15 protein-coding genes are annotated in these 16,942 nt (G+C 74.3%); 8 read left to right on the top strand and 7 right to left on the bottom strand.

From position 1 onward, the window contains the following. Positions 1-8: 8 nt before the first annotated feature. The 3 genes from AL2_RS38600 to AL2_RS19910 all read left to right on the top strand — a co-directional run bounded on the left by AL2_RS38600 (position 9) and on the right by AL2_RS19910 (position 3,306). Complete coding sequence (locus tag AL2_RS38600; protein ID WP_067635557.1) at positions 9-206, top strand: hypothetical protein; 198 nt, start codon at positions 9-11, stop codon at positions 204-206. Next, on the top strand, positions 203-1,138 hold the full coding sequence (locus tag AL2_RS36520; protein WP_210748409.1) for a threonine ammonia-lyase: 936 nt from the start codon (positions 203-205) through the stop codon (positions 1,136-1,138). Before AL2_RS38600 ends, AL2_RS36520 begins: the two co-directional genes overlap by 4 nt. Before the next feature lie 119 nt (positions 1,139-1,257). Continuing rightward, positions 1,258-3,306, top strand: a complete 2,049-nt coding sequence (locus tag AL2_RS19910) for a fibronectin type III domain-containing protein (RefSeq protein WP_067635555.1) — start codon at positions 1,258-1,260, stop codon at positions 3,304-3,306. A gap of 9 nt (positions 3,307-3,315) precedes the next feature. Here the strand turns inward: AL2_RS19910 and AL2_RS19905 are convergent, their stop codons facing one another. Further along, the gene (locus AL2_RS19905) at positions 3,316-4,896 is read right to left on the bottom strand and encodes a serine/threonine-protein kinase (protein ID WP_067635553.1); all 1,581 of its coding nucleotides are present in this window, start codon (positions 4,894-4,896) and stop codon (positions 3,316-3,318) included. A gap of 349 nt (positions 4,897-5,245) precedes the next feature. Here AL2_RS19905 and AL2_RS19900 point away from each other — a divergent pair, with 349 nt between their 5' ends. The 3 genes from AL2_RS19900 (at position 5,246) to AL2_RS19890 (ending at position 9,060) form a co-directional block, all read left to right on the top strand. Beyond that, positions 5,246-6,733, top strand: a complete 1,488-nt coding sequence (locus AL2_RS19900; protein ID WP_067635551.1) for a hypothetical protein — start codon at positions 5,246-5,248, stop codon at positions 6,731-6,733. A 75-nt stretch (positions 6,734-6,808) separates the two neighbouring features. Next, positions 6,809-7,954, top strand: a complete 1,146-nt coding sequence (locus AL2_RS19895; RefSeq protein WP_067635549.1) for a CaiB/BaiF CoA transferase family protein — start codon at positions 6,809-6,811, stop codon at positions 7,952-7,954. A 248-nt stretch (positions 7,955-8,202) separates the two neighbouring features. Then, positions 8,203-9,060 carry an alpha/beta fold hydrolase gene (locus AL2_RS19890; RefSeq protein WP_067635547.1) on the top strand — a complete coding sequence of 286 codons (858 nt, stop codon included), beginning with the start codon at positions 8,203-8,205 and terminating at the stop codon, positions 9,058-9,060. A 54-nt stretch (positions 9,061-9,114) separates the two neighbouring features. Here AL2_RS19890 and AL2_RS19885 read toward each other — a convergent pair whose 3' ends face one another. The 5 genes from AL2_RS19885 to AL2_RS19865 form a co-directional block, all read right to left on the bottom strand. Beyond that, positions 9,115-10,368 (bottom strand): aspartate aminotransferase family protein, encoded by a 1,254-nt coding sequence (locus AL2_RS19885; protein ID WP_067635545.1) that lies wholly within the window; start codon positions 10,366-10,368, stop codon positions 9,115-9,117. A gap of 76 nt (positions 10,369-10,444) precedes the next feature. After that, positions 10,445-11,110, bottom strand: a complete 666-nt coding sequence (locus AL2_RS19880; RefSeq protein WP_067635543.1) for a GntR family transcriptional regulator — start codon at positions 11,108-11,110, stop codon at positions 10,445-10,447. A gap of 17 nt (positions 11,111-11,127) precedes the next feature. Next, complete coding sequence (locus AL2_RS19875) at positions 11,128-11,940, bottom strand: maleate cis-trans isomerase family protein (protein WP_067635541.1); 813 nt, start codon at positions 11,938-11,940, stop codon at positions 11,128-11,130. 35 nt (positions 11,941-11,975) lie between these two features. Further along, positions 11,976-12,737: a maleate cis-trans isomerase family protein gene (locus tag AL2_RS19870; RefSeq protein ID WP_067635539.1), complete on the bottom strand. Its 762-nt coding sequence runs from the start codon at positions 12,735-12,737 to the stop codon at positions 11,976-11,978. 16 nt (positions 12,738-12,753) lie between these two features. Further along, positions 12,754-13,236, bottom strand: coding sequence for a DUF3830 family protein (locus AL2_RS19865; RefSeq protein ID WP_174550865.1), 483 nt, complete (start codon positions 13,234-13,236; stop codon positions 12,754-12,756). Positions 13,237-13,502: 266 nt separating this feature from the next. Between AL2_RS19865 and AL2_RS19860 the strand changes: the two genes are divergently transcribed. Together AL2_RS19860 and AL2_RS19855 are read left to right on the top strand one after the other, a co-directional pair. Next, positions 13,503-14,519 carry a D-2-hydroxyacid dehydrogenase gene (locus AL2_RS19860; RefSeq protein ID WP_174550863.1) on the top strand — a complete coding sequence of 339 codons (1,017 nt, stop codon included), beginning with the start codon at positions 13,503-13,505 and terminating at the stop codon, positions 14,517-14,519. 2 nt (positions 14,520-14,521) lie between these two features. Further along, the gene (locus AL2_RS19855) at positions 14,522-15,919 is read left to right on the top strand and encodes an amidase (RefSeq protein WP_067635535.1); all 1,398 of its coding nucleotides are present in this window, start codon (positions 14,522-14,524) and stop codon (positions 15,917-15,919) included. On the opposite strand, the gene AL2_RS19850 is transcribed toward AL2_RS19855, so the two are convergent. Next, the gene (locus AL2_RS19850) at positions 15,906-16,919 is read right to left on the bottom strand and encodes an alcohol dehydrogenase catalytic domain-containing protein (RefSeq protein ID WP_067635533.1); all 1,014 of its coding nucleotides are present in this window, start codon (positions 16,917-16,919) and stop codon (positions 15,906-15,908) included. The genes AL2_RS19855 and AL2_RS19850 overlap by 14 nt on opposite strands. Positions 16,920-16,942 lie beyond the last annotated feature (23 nt).

The following is a 16,942-nucleotide window of genomic DNA, read 5'->3' as shown; positions in this document are numbered from 1 at the left end:
GTAGCCGCATGCGATGGCTGAAGACCCGCGGCCGGTGGAAGACGCCGGGCCCGTGGAAGATCCTGGGCATCGCCGGGTTCGTCGGCGTGGCCGCGACCGGTGCCGTGATCGTGCGCTCCGAGCGGCGCCGCCGCGCCTACACGCCCGACGAGATACGGGACCGCCTGCACGAGCGGCTCGGCGACGCGCCCGGAGAGCGGCCGTGACGGTGCGGGCCGTCCGCGCGCCCGGCCCGGACGACCTGGAGCGCGCCTGGCGGGCCGTGTCCGCCGAGCTCGGCCCCACGCCGCTCGTCCCGTCCGGGCTGGCGCCCGGCGCGCTGCTGAAGCTGGAGACGTGCCAGCCGACCGGCGCGTTCAAGGTGCGCGGCGCGCTCGCGGCCGTCGCGGCGCTGCCGGACGGCGTGCCGGCCGTCACGGCGAGCGCGGGCAACCACGGGCTCGGCATGGGGTACGCCGCCGCGAAGTCCGGCGCGGACGTGACCGTGGTCGTGTCGACGCGGGCGTCCCAGGTCAAGGTCGACAAGATCGGCGCGTACCCGGTGCGGCTCGTCCGGCACGGCCTGACCTACGACGAGGCCGAGGCGCACGCGATGACCCTCCCGGGCCATTACGTCTCGCCCTACAACGACCCGGCCGTCATCGCCGGGCAGGGCACCATCGGCCGCGAGCTCGACCGGCAGGCGGACGGCCCGCTCACCGTGATCGCGCCGGTCGGCGGCGGCGGGCTGCTCGCCGGTCTCTGCCTCTGGGCGCGCGAACGCGGGGACGTGCGGGTCGTCGGCGTCGAGTCGGCGGTGTCGCGCGGCGTGTCGGCCTCGGTGGCGGCCGGGCGGGTCGTCGGGGTCGACGTCGGCGAGACGTTCGCCGACGGCCTGCCCGGCAACCTGGAACCCGGCTGCGTGACCCCCGCGGTGATCGGGGACACCGCCGAGCTGACCTCGGTGACCGATGACCGGATCCGGACGGCGCTGCGGTGGCTCTTCCGGGAGCACGGCCTCGTCGCCGAGGGCGCGGGCGCCGCGGGCGTCGCGGCCGTCCTCGCGGGTCAGGTCGAGATCACCGGACGCCCCGTGGTGGTCGTCTCGGGCCGCAACATCACCGTCTCCACCTATGTCGCCGCAATAAGCGAAAAGTGATCTATCCGGGAAACCCGGGCGAGCCTGCGGCGGGAGCCACTACGGTTTCCGGTGCGAAACGGGGCAGGTGAACGCGCGTGCGTCTGGCGTTTCTGGGGTCTTTGTTCCGACGTGACCGGTTGACGGGGCAGGTCGCGGTCGGGCTCGTCGGCGTGCTAGTGATCGCCGCCGCCGTCTACGGGGTGGGCGTCGCGAGCGCCAAGTACCGGCTCGCCGACGTCGGCGCCTGGCTGACCGCCGCCGGCAAGGGCCTCGTCGTGCACGTCAACGGGCCGGCCGGCAAGGTCGACGGCAGGACCGGCGTGATCCCGCAGATGCGCGGCCACAACATCAAGGTCGTCCAGGACGGCGGCACCGTGCTGATCATCGACCTGGACACCGGCGTCGTCAGCCGGCTCGACCCGTCCCAGCTGGACATCGGGACGAGCCGCCCGCTCGGCAAGGGCATCCAGGTCCTCGCCGGGGCCGGGAGGGCGTACACGGTCGACTCGGTCAAGGGCGCCGTCCAGGAGATCGACCCGGTCGGCCTGACCCCGGTCGGCGCGGCGGCGACGCTGCCGCCGGTCCTCGGGCAGGCCGGCATCGACGCGCGCGGCGCGCTCTGGGTGCCGGTGGCGCGCAACGGGGAGGTCGCGGCGTTCTCCGGCGGCCGCCTCCGGCCGCCCGTCCGCGTCGGCGAGCCGGGCGACGGCCTCGCGCTCACCATGGCGGCCGGCGACCCGGTCGTCACCAACTCCACCGCCGCGACCGCGACCGTCGTCAAGCCGTCCGGGGCGAAGCTCACCGTGCGCCTGCCGACGACCGTCACGCAGGCGGGGCGCGGCGGCGTGCTCGCCCCCGCCGCCACCGACGGCAAGACGGTCCCGCTGCTGGCACCGGGCACCGGGTCGCTGGTCACCGTCGACACCGACACCGGCCGGTACTCCAGCACGCGGCTCGCGATGCCCGAGCACCGCTACCGGCCGCCGCAGATGCTCGGCGCGAAGGTCTACATCCCGGACGAGACCGCCGGGGCGCTCATCGTGTACGACTCGGCGAGCAACCGGTTCGAGAAGCCGGTCCCGGTGACCGGGCGCCCCGCCAGGCTGGACGTCTTCGTCCGCGACGGGATGCTCTGGGCGAACGACCCGTCCGGCCCGCGCGCCGTCGTGATCGACCGGCAGGGCGCGGGGAAGGGCGTCGACAAGTACAAGGACCGGGTGCCGGGCGGCCGGAGCCGGCGGCCCATCCCGCTGCCCGGCGGCGGGGACGCCCCGCCGCCTCCCCGGACGGCGCGGCCGCCGTCCCGGCCGCTGGAGCCGCCGGCCCCCGGCGGACCGCCCGGCGCACCGTCCAACATCTCCGTCACGCCCGGCTCGGGCACGATGCGGGTCGACTTCCAGCCCTCGCAGGGCGAGGGCGTCCTCGGGTACGTGCTGAAGGACGTCCCGTCCGGCATGACGGCGAGCCCGTCCGCGATCCGGCCGGGCGCGGGCCCCTTCACGTTCACCGTCGGCGGCGGTGAGTGCGGGCGCGAGTACAGGTTCCGCGTCGCCGTCCGCTACAGGGACGCCCGCGGCCGGACCCGCGAGCAGGCGTCGGCGGCGAGCGACCCCGTCCGGCCGTGCGTGACACCGGGCGCGCCCACCGGCCTCGCGGCGCAGGCGACGCCGTCCGGCGCCAAGGTGTCGTGGACGCCGCCGGCGGGCGCGGGATCGGTCGCCTACCGGCTCGCCCACGACGGCCCGGTCAGCGGCGCGATCACGGGGCCGAGCACGTCCGCGACACTCGCCAACGTGTACACGAACGGCGGCTACACCTTCACGCTCACGGCCGCCAACGACGCCGGCACCGGTGCGGCCGCGACCCTCGACACCACGCTGACCGGCCCCGCGACCAGGTACCCGGTGGAGCGCAACGGCAACTCCGACGCCTACATCCGGGCCACGCCCGACGGCAGGAACGGCGCGCTCGTCGCCACCATGCACGACAACAACGGCGAGATGATCACCGTCCTGTGCCAGGAGAAGGGCGTGTACTACACCCACCCGAGAGACTCCAACCTCGCGGGTGACATGTACGCCAAGGTCACCTGGCAGGGAAAGACCGGCTACCTCCTCGGCTACCTGGTCAACACGCCAGGCGACTGGAAGAGCGTCGCGGGCCCGCCCGTCTGGAAGTGCAAGTAGAGCCGCCGGTCAGCGGTGCTTCGGTTTGGCGGGCTTGTCCTTGCCCGCGCGCAGGCAGGCGGGCGCCGACCACGCCACGTCCGGTGCCCGGCCCTGGTTGAGGCGCAGCACCGCGCCGACCTTGAAGCAGTAGGCGGTCTTCGGCCGCAGCCCCGGCAGGGTCGCCGAGCGCGACCCGGCCGGGACCGTCACGATCGGCTGCGACCCGGCGGGCTGCCGCTGGACGAGCAGCGGCAGCTCCCGCGCGGCGGGCGGCAGCGTCCAGCCGAGTGCGGCCGCCTTGCCGGCCCACCGGGCGGCGACCCGGCGCGGGCGCGCCGCCGCGAGCTGCGCGGCCGTCACGGGCTCCTGCCCCGCCCCGGCCTGCGGGACGGTCTGGGACGGCGACGGGTCCGCGGACTGCCGCCCGCCCTCCGCGCCTCCCCGGCCGGCCAGCGCGAGGGCCCCGACGCCTAGCGCCAGGCCGCCCACCAGCGCGACGGCGGCCGCGACGATCAGCCCGCGGCGCGGCCCGTCCTGCGGCCCGTCCTGCGGCCCGCCGGGGAGGGCCGGGGGCGGGCCCGTGTGCGGCGCGGTCGGGTCTGTGTGCGGGGTCGGGCCTGTGTGCGGGGCGGTCGGGCCGGTCCTGCCGTGGGAGCCGCTCGCGCGCGGGCCGCCCGCGTTGGTGTCGCTCGCGGTGGGCGCCCACTCCGGGACGAGCGGCGGCCCCGGCAGGCCGGGCGCCGGGCCGGGCCGGAGGGCGGCGGCGCTGTGGGCCACGTCCGTGACCGGCAGCCCCAGCCCGGCCTGCGTCCGCTGCAGCGCCTGCGCGAACTCCACCGCGGTCGCGTGGCGCTGCTCGGGGCTCTTGGCCATCGCGCGCCCGATGACGTCGGCGACCTGCGGCGGGACGTCCGGCCGGGGGATCGGCGGCGGCGCCTCGTGCAGGATCCGCAGCATCAGCAGCGCGATGCCCTCGCCGGGCGGGCCCTTGAACGCGGGCTGCCCGGCCAGCAGCTGGTACAGCGTGGAGCCGAGCGAGTAGATGTCGGCGCCGACGCCGGGCGGCCGGCCCTCCAGCACCTCGGGCGCCGCGTGGTGCGGGGTGAACGCCTGGGTGTGCGTGGCGTCGAAGGAGTCGACCAGGCGGGCGATGCCGAAGTCGGCGAGCGCCGGCTCCCCGTACCGCGACAGCAGCACGTTCTGCGGCTTCACGTCCCGGTGCAGGACGTCGGTCTCGTGGGTGGCGGCGAGCGCGCCCGCCATCTTCACCCCGATGCGCAGGACGTCCGCCACCGGCAGCGGCCCCTCCTTCGCGAGCCGGTCGGTGAGCGCGCCGTGCTCGAAGTACTCCATCGCGATGTAGGGCCGGCCGAAGCGCGTGGTGCCGGTGTCCAGCACGGTCACGATGTTCGGATGCCCGGAGAGGCGCCCGGTGATCTTGCATTCGCGCTGGAAGCGGCGCATCGCCGCGGCGTCCACCGCGCCGACCGACAGGACCTTCAGCGCGACCATCCGGTCGAGCCGCTCCTGGTGCGCGCGGTAGACGACGCTGAAGCCGCCCTCGCCGACCTGCTCCAGCACCCGGTAGCCGGGGACGTCCTCGCTCATGGGCGCGGGCTCATCGGTGGGGGGTCATGGGTCGGGGGTCCCTCTTCGTCGCTCGTCTCGTCCGGGTCGCGGCGGGGGCCACCAGCGTAGTACGGGGACGAATCAGGCGCGGCTCCTCCGGCGAACACGCGCCGGGCCGCGTACCCGTCTGGAAATGAGATGACATTTCCATCCGGTTGATTAATCGTTGTGCCAATTCCGCGCCGCCGGCCGCCCGCCGCGCCCTAGCCTCGGGTTCCGCGACGAAGGAACGGCCCAGAGGGAGTGGCCCGCCGTGACGGAAGATGTCATGACGCAACCGGAGACGGAAACGCCGCCGACAAAATCGGCTTATGGGGACCTTGTCCGAATGGCGTATTTCGTTCTGCCGGGCAGGGGCAAGCGCGTCTACCGGCTGGCGATCGCCCGCCGGATCGTGGACGGCACCGCGCGCGGCGCCCGGGACCGCTCCGCCGCCGGGCACGCCCGCTGGCGCACCCGCGTGCTGCGCCGGGCCCTGCGCCCCTCCCGCCGCCTCCAGATCGGCCTCGGCCCCTGGCTGCGCGCGCTGCCCGCGCGGCTGCCCGACCCCGCGCTCACCGCGACGCTGTCCAGGCTCGCGCCGCACGTCCGCGCCGCCTATGTGCTCCGGCACGTCGAGGGGCTGCCCCAGTACCGGGTCCGCGACCAGCTGATCGAGCTGGGCGTGCGCGACCCGTGGTCGGCGATCCGCGCCGCCGAGGCCGTCCGGGTGCCCGCGCCGCGCGGCTCCCACCGGTTCGAGCCGGAGTCGCTGCGCCCCGTCCGCAACCGGTCGGTGCTGCCGCTCGCGGCCGCCGCCATCCTCACCGCGGGGCTCGTCGGCGCGCTCGTCGCGACCGAGCACGGCGACCCCCGGCGGGCGTCCGCGCACGCGCCGCGCCTGGTGTCCGCGGCCCCGGACGCCTGGACGCGCGGCGCCCGCACCCTGGACGCCTGGCCCGCGCGCGGCGACCTCGCCGGCGACCGGGCGTTCGTCCGGCGGGCCGCCGGCGCCTGGGCGGGCGCGCCCGGCGGCCGGCGCGCCGAGGGCGGCACCGCCCAGCTCCTGTACGCGGGCCGCCTCGACGGCAGGCCCGTCGCCGTCATGCGGCGCGGCGACCGGCTGGCCCGCTACACGCCCGGCCGGCTGGACGTCGTCCCCGCCGGCACCGGCCCGTCCGCCCCGATCGCCCTCGGCGGCGGACGGTACCTCCTCGCCCCCTGGGACGCGCGGCCCGAGACCCTCACCGGGGAGCGGCTGGCCGCGTCCGGCGGCGTGACCGCCCCGGCCCGCGCGGACACCGGCTGCGGGCGCGGCCCGCTGTTCCACCTCGGCTCCCGGACGGTCGGCGACCTCGGCGGCCCGCGCGCAGCCGTCCTCACCTACCACTCGCCCGCCTGGCGGCCCCGCCCGGCCCGGCCGCCGGAGCGCCTCGGCCGGGAGGGCCGCAGCACCTGGAACCGGCTGGCCTGCGCGCTGCCCAGCCCGTCCCGCCCGGTGTCCGACGCGCTGGCGTTCGACTTCTGGTCCGGGAGGCTGCCGCACGGCGGCGGGCCCGCCGACTGGGTGTGCACCCGGCTCGGCTACGCCGCCGGCGGGAGCACCGGCCAGGCGACGCTGCTCGGCGCGCAGACACGGCCCACGGGCGCCTGCGACGCCGACCGCCCGGTCAGCGGCACCTGGTGGCGGGCCCCGTCGGACCGCTGGTACTACCTGGCCGCCGCCGGCCGCGGTCTGGTCCCGCACGCCGACGGCGTCCGCCGCTCGACGACGCGCAAGCGCCTGCTCATCGCCACCGGCACCCCGAAGACCCCGGTCGCCCTCACCGCCCGCTGAGCGGAACCCGAGTCAGCGCGCGCTTACCCGAATGGTGCACACTTGGGGGACCGAACAAGATTCAGGGAGTCGCAGATGGGCAAGGGGCCGCTGTCCGGAGTACGGGTGATCGAGCTGGCCGGGATCGGTCCCGGGCCGTTCGCCGCGATGCTGCTGGCCGACCTCGGCGCCGACGTGATCCGCGTCGACCGCGCCTCCGCCGTCCGGGACGGCGAGACCACCGGCGGCACCGACTTCACCAACCGCGGCAAGCGGTCGATCGCCATCGACCTGAAGAGCGAGCGGGGCCGCGAGGTCGTGCTCCGCCTCGCCGCGAAGTCCGACGTCCTGCTCGAAGGGTTCCGGCCCGGCGTCACCGAGCGCCTCGGCATCGGCCCGGACGACTGCCTCGCCCGCAACCCGAGGCTCGTCTACGGCCGGATGACCGGCTGGGGCCAGGAGGGGCCGCTCTCGCACACCGCCGGCCACGACGTCGGCTACATCGCCGTCACCGGCGCCCTGCACGCCATCGGCCGCGCGGACGGCCCGCCGCAGGTCCCGATGAACCTCCTCGGCGACTTCGCCGGCGGCAGCATGTACCTGATCGTCGGCGTCCTGTCCGCCCTCCTCGAAGCGAAGACGAGCGGGCGCGGCCAGGTCGTCGACGCCGCCATCGTGGACGGCACCGCCCACCTGTCGACCTTCATCCACGCGTTCATGGCGGGCGGCCTCTGGGAGGACCGCCGCGGCGTCAACATGCTCGACACCGGCGCCCCCTGGTACGACGTCTACGAGACCTCCGACGGGAAGCACATGGCGGTCGGCGCCATCGAGTCCCAGTTCTACGCCGAGTTCCTCCGCCTCGCCGGCCTGGACGGCGAGGACCTCCCGCACCAGCACGACAGGGCCGGCTGGCCGGCCCTGCGCGAGCGCTTCGCCGCCGTCTTCAGGACGAAGACACGCGACGAGTGGACGGAGATCTTCGTCCCCAGCGACGCCTGCGTGGCCCCGGTCCTCTCGATGACCGAGGCGGCCGAACACCCGTTCAACACGTCCCGCGACGTCTTCCCCGACCTCGCCGGCCACCGCCAGCCCGCCCCGGCGCCCCGCTTCTCCCGCACCGGCACCGAGACCGACGGCGTCCCCGCCCTCCCCGGCGGCCAGACCCGCGCCATCTTGGACGACCTCGGCTTCGACGACACCGAGACCCTTCTCAAGGAAGGCGCCGTGGCGCAGGCCTGACCCGTCCACCCGTCCACCCGGCCTGCGGCGAATCGCCGCAGGCCGAGCGGTATGCGGGCTGATCCGATTGTGAGTCGGCTGACAATTTCTCCCGGGTAACCGGCGGTCGTCCCACAAGACCGCGCCGGAAAGCGGCCGTACGTTGTGGGAACTCCACCCCCGATCATCACGCCGATGAGCGGCCGGGCCCGGCTGAATTCGCGCGGGCCGCGGCCTCTTTCCGGCGTGCCCTCACGAGGGAGATGCACATGCGTTTCAGACGACTCCGGACCTGGGCGGTCACCGCCGCGGCGGCTGCCGCCGCCGTCGGCATGACGGGCCTGGTCGCGCCCGCCGCGCACGCCGAGACCAGCCCGGACGGCGCGAACGACTGGAATTGCAAGCCGTCGTTCTGGCATCCCCGTCCGGTCGTGCTCGTGCACGGGACGTTCGAGAACATGGCGTTCAACTGGCAGAAACTCTCCCCGGCGCTGAAGAAGGCCGGATACTGCGTCTACGCCCTCAATTACGGCGGCCCGGAGGACGGCCCCATCCAAGGAATCTATGACATTCCGGCGTCGGCCGGGGAACTGTCGGCGTTCGTCGACAAGGTGCTCGCCTCGACCAAGGCGTCCAAGGTCGACATGGTCGGGCACTCGCAGGGCGGCATGATGCCCCGGTACTACATGAAGTTCCTGGGCGGGGCCGCGAAGGTCAACAAGCTCGTCGGGCTCGTCCCGTCCAACCACGGCACGAGCCTGGCCGGGCTCGTCCAGCTCGGCAGCCTGCTCGGCATCACGCAGGCGGTCGTGAAGGCCGCGCCGGCGGCGGGCCAGCAGATCACCGACTCCGACTTCCTGAAGAACCTCAACGCGGGCGGCGACACGGTGCCCGGCCCGACCTACATCGTCCTCGCCACCAAGTACGACGAGGTCGTCACGCCCTACACCTCGGCGTTCCTCAACGGCTCGAACGCGCAGAACGTCCTGCTGCAGGACAAGTGCGCGGACGACACCAACGCCCACGTCGGCATGGCCTTCGACCCGGTGGCGATCAAGTTCGTGCTGAACTCGCTCGACATCTGGGGCCCGTACTGGCCCATCGACTGCGCCAAGCCGCTCGGCTGACGCGTGCGGCGGCGCCCGGCGGCCTCCCCGCCGCCGGGTGCCGCTTCGGCGCGGTCAGCCGACCGCGTCGGTGACGGACTGCGACCAGCGGGCGAGGGCGTCGTCGATCTGCGGCTCGGTCACGATCAGCGGCGGGATCATCCGGACGACGTTGCCGTGCGCGCCGCAGGTCAGCAGCAGGAGGCCGTGCTCGGCGGCGGCCTTGTGCGCGCGCTGCGCGGCGGCCGGGTCGGGTTCGCCGTCCGGTGCGGTGAACTCGCTGGCCTGCATCAGGCCGAGGCCGCGCACGTCGCCGATCTCCGGGTGGTCGGCGGCGACCTTGCGGAGGCCGTCGTTGAGGCGTGCGCCCTGGCGGGCGGCGTTGCCGACGAGGTCCTCGTCCTGGATGACCTGGAGCGTAGCGATCGCGGCGGCGCACGCCACCGCGTTGCCGCCGTAGGTGCCGCCCTGGGAGCCGGGCCACGCCTTCTCCATGAGGGCGGTCGGCGCCGCGATCGCCGACAGCGGGAATCCGCTGGCCAGCCCCTTCGCGGTGATCAGGACGTCGGGGCGCGCCGCCGAGTGCTCGTGGCCCCAGAACCGGCCCGTGCGGCCGTAGCCGGTCTGCACCTCGTCCATGATCAGCAGGATGCCGTGCCGGTCGGCGCGCTCCCGGAGCCCCTCCAGGAACGCCGGCGGCGCCGGGATGTAGCCGCCCTCGCCGAGCACGGGCTCGACGATGAAGGCGGCCGTGTCGGACGCGGGGCTCGCGGTGATGAGGAGGTAGTCCAGTTCGCGCAGCGCGAAGCGGGTGGCCTCCTCTTCGGACCAGCCGTACCGGTAGGCCTGCGGGAACGGCGCGATGGCGGCGCCCGGCATCAGCGGGCCGATGCCCGCGCGGAACTTCGTGCCGGCCGTGGTGAGCGCGGCGGCGCCCATCGTCCGGCCGTGGAACGAGCCGTGGAAGACGACGATGTTCTGCCGTCCGGTGGCGTGCCGGGCCAGCCGGATGGACGCCTCGACGGCCTCGCTGCCGCTGTTGAGGAAGAACAGCGAGTCCAGGCCGCCGGGCAGGACCTCGCCGAGCGCGTCGACCAGCCGCAGCAGCGGCTCGTGCATGACCGTCGTGTACTGCCCGTGGATGAGCGTGCCGATCTGCTTCCGCGCGGCCTCCACCACGCGCGGGTGGCAGTGGCCGGTGTTGGTGACGCCGATGCCCGCGGTGAAGTCCAGGTGCCGGCGGCCGGCGGTGTCGTAGAGGTACACGCCCTCGCCGCGTTCGGCCAGGACGGGAGTGGCCTGCTTGAGCAGGGGTGAGAGCGTAGCCATGCGTCCCTCCGGTAGATTGTCGACAATCTGCAATCTAGGTGCCCCCTGGAACGGATGTCCAGGGGGCGTCCTTCGTTTACTTCCGGGAGCTGCCGAGCCGGCGGATGGAGTCGGTCATGTGCTCCTCGATGAGCACGAGCAGCCGCTCCTCCTCGCCGTCGCCGATCGCGTCGACGAGCCGGCGGTGCTCCTCGACGAGGTCGGACGGCTCGGGGTAGGTGTCCTGCAGCGCGTTCAGGCACATCCGGGTCTCCACCAGCAGGGTGTGCGCCATGCGCTCCAGCCGGGGGCTGCCGGACGAGCTGACCAGCACCTCGTGGAACGCCTGGTCGGCGTCGCTCATCGCGACCCGGTCGCGCTGCTTCGCCGCCTCCACCAGCGCTTCGAGGGCCTCGGTGAGCCGGGCCACCGCCTCACCGCGGTTCCGCGCCATGATCAGCTTGCAGGCCTCCCGCTCGATCGCGAGCCGGGCGAGGTAGACGTCCTCGACGTCCCCCTCGTCCAGCGTGATCACGAAGAGCCCGCGGTGCGGCTCGCTGACCAGCAGCCCCTCCTGGACCAGCCGCTGCATCGCCTCGCGCAGCGGGCCACGGCTGATGCCGAGGCGCGCGGCGAGGTCGGCCTCGCCGAGCTGCGCGCCGGGCTCCAGCGACCCGTACATGATCGCCGAGCGCAGCTCGTCCGAGACGATCTCGACGGTCGACTTGCGGGGGACAGGTTCCAGCTCACCCAATCGGCCCATGCCGCGGGCCCCTTTCGTCATAGCTGCCAGGTATGTCGTCCCTGCCCGGCGGCGCTGCCGGCGGGGACGGCGGAGACGGCGGCGGGCACGGCGAACAGCCGGCCCAGCCCGGTGCGCGGCGGGAGCCCCCCGGGACCGGACGCGAGCCGCAGCCCCTCCCACACGCTCACCTGGTTGGCGGTCAGCACCGGCTTGCCGGTCCGCGCCTCCAGCTCGTCGAGCCAGGACACGGTGTGCAGCGCGGTGTCGGGCACCAGCACCGCCTCGGCGTCCGGATGGTCGTTGGCCGCGACGAAGGCGAGCACCTCGTCGCGCCCGAGGGTGCCGACCTCGGCGGCGGTGACGATGCCCCGGCAGGACAGCGCCACCACCTCGATGCCGGCGTGGCCGAGGAACGCGACGAACCGCTCCGCCACGTCGGCCGGGTAGGTCGCGGCGACCGCGACCCTCGTCACGCCCAGGGCCCGCACGGCGTGCACGAACGCGAACGACGTGCTGGACGCGGGCACGCCCGCCGCCTCCCGCACGCCCGCGACCTGCCGCGCGGCGCCGTCCCAGCCGAACACGAAGCTCCCGCTGGTGCAGGCCCACACCGCGGCCTGCACGCCCATGCCGCGCAGCGCGCGCGCGCCCTCGCCGAGGACGTCGGCGCCGCCGATGTCCAGCAGCGCGTCGACGCGGTGCGCGTCCTCGCGCATGAGCGTGTGCACGACCGGCAGGCTCACCTCGCCCGGCCCCGAACGCCGCAGAGCGCGTTCGATGGCGGGGTAGTCGTCCTCGGCGCTGTATCCCGGGTACAGGAATCCGGCGCTCACCGTGCTCTGCCGCATGTCGTCGGCAACCCTACCTTCGCGGATCATGGCGGTCAGGCCGCCGTGGACGGGGCGAGCTGTACCAGCGACTGCCCGGGACCGGCCGCCGAGCGGCCCATCGCGCGCAGCGCCGAGCACATCGTCACCTGGTTGGCGGTCAGCACCGGCTTGCCGATCATCTGCTCCAGCGGCGCGATGATGTCGTAGGTCGGCACGTTCGTGCAGCTGATGAAGACGGCCTCGGCCTCGGGGCCGTCCACCGTCGACACCGCCGACACGATCTCGCCGTAGCCGACCTTCCAGATGTGGCTGAGCAGCCCCATCCCGACCGACGCCACCACCTCGATCCCGTACTCGCCGAGGAACGACACGAGCCGTTCGGTGACCGCGTCGATGTACGGGGTGACGACCGCGATGCGCGAGACGTTGAGCAGCCGCAGCGACTCCACCAGCGCGCCGGACGTCGTCGTGGACACCGGCGCGCCGGCCCGCATCATCGACTGGTGCAGCTCCAGCTCGCCCGCCTTGCCGCGGATGAAGCTGCCCGACGCGCAGGCGTAGGCGACCGCGAGCGGCTCGGGCGCGAGGACGTCCCGGGTCGCCTGCCGGACGATCGACTGGTCCGACAGCGCGGACGCCATCTCCACGGTGACCGGGACCGGGACGTAGGGCAGCCGGGTCATGAACAGCGACACGTCGTCGGGCGTCCACCGCCACAGCTCGCGGTCGAGGGCGAAGTCGAACGGGGCGACCACCCCGATGCCGTGCTGGGCGAGCAGCTCGGGGCCGACGACCAGCGTGGGGTCGAATGTCATGTGCGAGGCCACCGCTCTAGGACTCTGCGCGGTCGTAGACCAGGCGCTCGCCGACGGCGCCGGATCGCCAGACGTCGTTGCACGCCTCGGCCATCCGGTCGAGCCCGTCGACGATCGTCGCGTACACGTTGCCGGGAACCCAGCCGACGTCCCCGTTCAGCAGCAGGTTGTTGCGGCCGTAGAAGATGGCGAGGTCGATGACGCCGGGCAGCGCGTGGATGTTCTTCTCCTCCTTGAACTTCCGGTCGAGCATCCCGCCCGGGAAGGAGAAGTAGACGACGTCGCCCGGGATGGGGGTGACGGTGGGGTTCTCGAGGCCGACCTCGTCCTCGGCGAACCGTTCGACCATCGTGTAGACCTCGTTGCGGGCGTACTTGGCGTGGTAGGCGTCGCCTCCGAGGGGCAGGGCCCGCCACACCGCCTCACACGTCCGCGGCGCGTCCTTCTCCAGCAGCTCCGCGACGCACGAGACGCCACGACGCTCCAGTGTGATGGTCATGAGCTTGGGCATGCTGGGACCTCCCCGTGAACAGGGGTGGGCGAGAGCGTCGCCACCCGCAGGACTCTTCCGTTAGAGCGCTCTGGGATCCGTCCTGGCCTGTGCTTGGGCAACGGTTGCGACGGTCTTGCAGCACGTTTCAGTGCGGTGAACCGGGGCCGCAGTACACCACGCTGATTGTTGACAATCCTACGATCCCTTCCTAGCGTGTCAATGCCTCCCCGAGTTGCCTTCTCGTAAACTCCGCACACCCGGAAGTGACACCGATGGAGCCTGTTCAGCACGCAGCCGGTGGGCCGCCCGACGTGGTGGTGCTCGTGGGGGACGGCCACCCGCGCGGGATGGCGGAGGCGGAGAGTCTCGCCCGCATCCGGTACGTGCGCGAGACAGAGTTGGCCGGGGCCCTTCCGGGCGCGGGCGCGGTCTTCATGTGGGACTTCCTGTCGGACGCGCTCGCGGGCGCGTGGCCGTCCGAGGGCGGGCCGGGCTGGGTGCACATCGCGAGCGCCGGCGTCGACCGCCTGCTGTTCCCCGCGCTGGTCGAGGGCGACACGGTCGTCACCAATTCGCGGGGCGTCTTCGACGAGCCGATCGCCGAGTACGTCCTCGGCCTGGTGCTCGCCTTCGCCAAGGATCTGCACACGACCCTCCGGCTGCAGGCCGAGCGGCGCTGGCGGCACCGCGAGACCGAGCGCGTCACCGGCGCCCGCGCGCTCGTCGTCGGCACCGGGCCGATCGGCCGCGCCATCGGCCGCCGCCTCACCGCAGCCGGGCTCGCCGTCACCGGCGCCGGCCGCACCGCCCGCGACGCCGATCCCGACCTCGGGTCCGTCGTCCCGATGGAGCGGCTGGACGAGGCGCTCGGCGCGGCCGACTACGTCGTGCTCGCGGCGCCGCTCACCCCGCGGACCCGCGGCATGATCGACGCCGCCGCGCTGGACCGGATGCGCCCGTCCGCGCGGCTGATCAACGTGGGACGCGGCGCGCTGGTCGCCGAGCCCGACCTCGTCAAGGCGCTGCGCGACGGCCGGATCGCGGGCGCCGCGCTGGACGTCTTCGAGGACGAGCCGCTGCCGCCGTCCTCCCCCCTCTGGGAGATGCCGAACGTCGTCGTCTCCCCGCACATGTCCGGCGACGTGGTCGGCTGGCGGGACGAGCTCGTCCGGCTGTTCACCGACAACCTCGGCCGTTACACCTCGGGCCGCCCGCTGCTCAACGTCGTGGACAAGCGGCTCGGCTACGTCGGCTCGAGGGCAGGGTCCGGAACGAACCAGAGGGGGTAGCCATGGCCGACGCGGCCGACCTGACCGCGACCGAACTGCTGGCGGCGTACGAGGCCGGGACGCTCTCCCCGGTCGAGGCCGCCCAGGCGGTCCTCGCGCGCATCGCGCGGGACGACCCGAAGCTCAACGCGTTCTGCCTCGTCGACGAGGACACCACGCTCGACATGGCGCGGGCGGCGGCCGACCGCCGGGCGCGCGGCGCCCCGCTCGGCCCGCTGGACGGGGTGCCCGTCTCCATCAAGGACGTCCTGCTCACCCGCGGCTGGCCCACCCTGCGCGGCTCCACGACGATCGACCCGGCCGGCCCCTGGGACGAGGACTCGCCGGCCGTGGCGCGGCTCCGCGAGCAGGGCGCGGTGTTCGCCGGCAAGACGACCACGCCGGAGTTCGCGTGGAAGGGCGTCACCGACAACCCGCTCACCGGCGTCACCCGCAACCCGTGGGACCCGTCCCGCACGCCGGGCGGGTCGTCCGGCGGGGCGGCGGCGGCCGTCGCGGCGGGCATGGCGCCGCTCGCCCTCGGCACCGACGGCGGCGGCTCGGTGCGCATCCCCGCCGCGTTCACCGGCACCTTCACGATCAAGCCGACGTACGGCCGCATCCCGCACTATCCGGCGAGCCCGTTCGGGACGCTCGCGCACACCGGCCCGATGACGAACACGGTCGCGGACGCGGCGCTGCTGCTGGACGCGGTGTGCGGCCCCGACGGCCGCGACTGGTCGGCGCTGCCGCCGCCGGACGGCCCGTTCGCCGAGGGCGGGCCCGACGACCTGACCGGCCTGCGCATCGCGTACAGCCCCGACCTCGGGTTCGCGAAGGTCGACCCGGAGATCGCGGCCTCGGTGGCCGCCGCGGCCGAGTTCTTCACCGAGCTGGGCGCGAAGGTCGAGCAGGCCGATCCGGGGTTCGGCGGCGACCCCGTCGAGGAGTTCGAGGTCCTGTGGTTCGCGGGCGCCGCCAAGGTGGTCGAGCACCTGTCTCCCGAGGCCCGGGCGCGGCTCGACCCGGGCCTCCGGGAGATCTGCGAGCAGGGTGCGCGGTACTCGGCCATGGAGTACCTCACCGCCACGGCCCGCCGGATGGAGCTGGGGCGCCGCATGGGCCTGTTCCATGAGCGGTACGACCTGCTGCTCACCCCGACGATGCCGATCGCCGCGTTCGCGGCGGGCCGGGAGGCGCCGGAGGGCTCCCCGTCCCCGCGCTGGACGAGCTGGACGCCGTTCACCTACCCGTTCAACATGACCCAGCAGCCGGCCGCGAACCTGCCGTGCGGCTTCACCTCGGACGGCCTGCCCATCGGGCTGCAGGTGGTCGGCGCCCGGCACGCCGACGCCCTCGTCATGACCGCCTGCGCGGCGTTCGAGCGGGCCCGTCCGTGGAAGCGGTTCAGCCGAAGGTGATGACCGCGCGGCCGCGGTGGGTGCCCGCGTCCATCGCGGCGAGGACGCGCGGCGCCTCGTCCAGCGCGACCGGGGTGACCTCCGGGACGATGCCGTGCGCCACCGCGAAGCCGAGGGTGTCGCGCAGGTCGTGCGGCGACCCGGACGGCACGCCCATCACCCGCGCCCGGTTCAGCACGAGGGCGGCAGGCGGCACGCTCACGTTCTCGGCGCCCATGCCGAGGTAGAGCAGGGTGCCGTCCGGGCGCAGACCGCCGAACGCGGCGAGGCCGGTGGCGGTGTCGGGCGCGGTGTTGACCACCACGTCCGCGCCGCCCCAGGCCCGCAGGGCCTCGGCGGGGTCCTGCTCGGCGGTGGCCACGAACTCCTCCGCGCCGAACCCGCGCGCCTCCTCCTCGGCGCGCCGCGACCGCGACACCACGGCGACGCGGGCGCCCATCGCGGCGGCGAACCGCAGCACCATCGTGCCGACGCCGCCGGTGCCGAGCACCGCGACCTTCGACCCGGCGGCGGCGCCGGCGTGCCGGAGCCCGTTGAACGCGGTGATCCCGGCGCACATCAGCGGCGCGCCGGCCACCGGGTCGAGGCCGTCCGGCAGCGGGGTGACGAACCCGGCGCGGGCCACGAAGTACTCGGCGTAGCCGCCGTCGGTGTTGACGCCCGTGACCTGCTTGGGCGCACCGGTGCACAGGATCTGGTCGCCGCGCGCGCAGTAGTCGCAGTGGCCGCACGACCCGTGGATCCATCCGGCGCCGACCGCGGTGCCGGTCTCGGGCCAGCCGACGCCCTCGCCGAGCGCGGCGACGACGCCGCTGATCTCGTGCCCGGGGACGGCCGGGAACGTCCCGAACGGGTAGTGGCCGCGCAGGTGGTTGACCTCGGAGAAGCACATCCCGCACGCGGTGACCCTGACCAGGATCTCGCCGGGGCCCGGCCGCGGCACCTCGCGCTCGACGATCTCCAGCGGCTTGCCCGCGGCGGAAAGAACGGCGCTGCGCATGAGCGCATCCCCTCTCGTGTTCT

The sequence above is a fragment of the Actinomadura latina NBRC 106108 genome, from assembly GCF_001552195.1.
Classification (GTDB): Bacteria; Actinomycetota; Actinomycetes; order Streptosporangiales; family Streptosporangiaceae; genus Spirillospora; species Spirillospora latina.
Note: the sequence above shows the minus strand (reverse complement) of the source record. Positions and strands in the feature narration are given on the sequence as shown.

Excerpts from the sequence above, each read along its gene's own strand:
- AL2_RS38600 (WP_067635557.1), top strand. The coding sequence starts at position 9 with ATGCGATGGCTGAAGACCCGCGGCCGGTGGAAGACGCCGGGCCCGTGG.
- AL2_RS19905 (WP_067635553.1), bottom strand. The coding sequence starts at position 4,896 with ATGAGCGAGGACGTCCCCGGCTACCGGGTGCTGGAGCAGGTCGGCGAG.
- AL2_RS19900 (WP_067635551.1), top strand. The coding sequence starts at position 5,246 with ATGGCGTATTTCGTTCTGCCGGGCAGGGGCAAGCGCGTCTACCGGCTG.
- AL2_RS19895 (WP_067635549.1), top strand. The coding sequence starts at position 6,809 with ATGGGCAAGGGGCCGCTGTCCGGAGTACGGGTGATCGAGCTGGCCGGG.
- AL2_RS19890 (WP_067635547.1), top strand. The coding sequence starts at position 8,203 with ATGCGTTTCAGACGACTCCGGACCTGGGCGGTCACCGCCGCGGCGGCT.
- AL2_RS19885 (WP_067635545.1), bottom strand. The coding sequence starts at position 10,368 with ATGGCTACGCTCTCACCCCTGCTCAAGCAGGCCACTCCCGTCCTGGCC.
- AL2_RS19880 (WP_067635543.1), bottom strand. The coding sequence starts at position 11,110 with ATGGGCCGATTGGGTGAGCTGGAACCTGTCCCCCGCAAGTCGACCGTC.
- AL2_RS19875 (WP_067635541.1), bottom strand. The coding sequence starts at position 11,940 with ATGCGGCAGAGCACGGTGAGCGCCGGATTCCTGTACCCGGGATACAGC.
- AL2_RS19870 (WP_067635539.1), bottom strand. The coding sequence starts at position 12,737 with ATGACATTCGACCCCACGCTGGTCGTCGGCCCCGAGCTGCTCGCCCAG.
- AL2_RS19865 (WP_174550865.1), bottom strand. The coding sequence starts at position 13,236 with ATGACCATCACACTGGAGCGTCGTGGCGTCTCGTGCGTCGCGGAGCTG.
- AL2_RS19860 (WP_174550863.1), top strand. The coding sequence starts at position 13,503 with ATGGAGCCTGTTCAGCACGCAGCCGGTGGGCCGCCCGACGTGGTGGTG.
- AL2_RS19855 (WP_067635535.1), top strand. The coding sequence starts at position 14,522 with ATGGCCGACGCGGCCGACCTGACCGCGACCGAACTGCTGGCGGCGTAC.
- AL2_RS19850 (WP_067635533.1), bottom strand. The coding sequence starts at position 16,919 with ATGCGCAGCGCCGTTCTTTCCGCCGCGGGCAAGCCGCTGGAGATCGTC.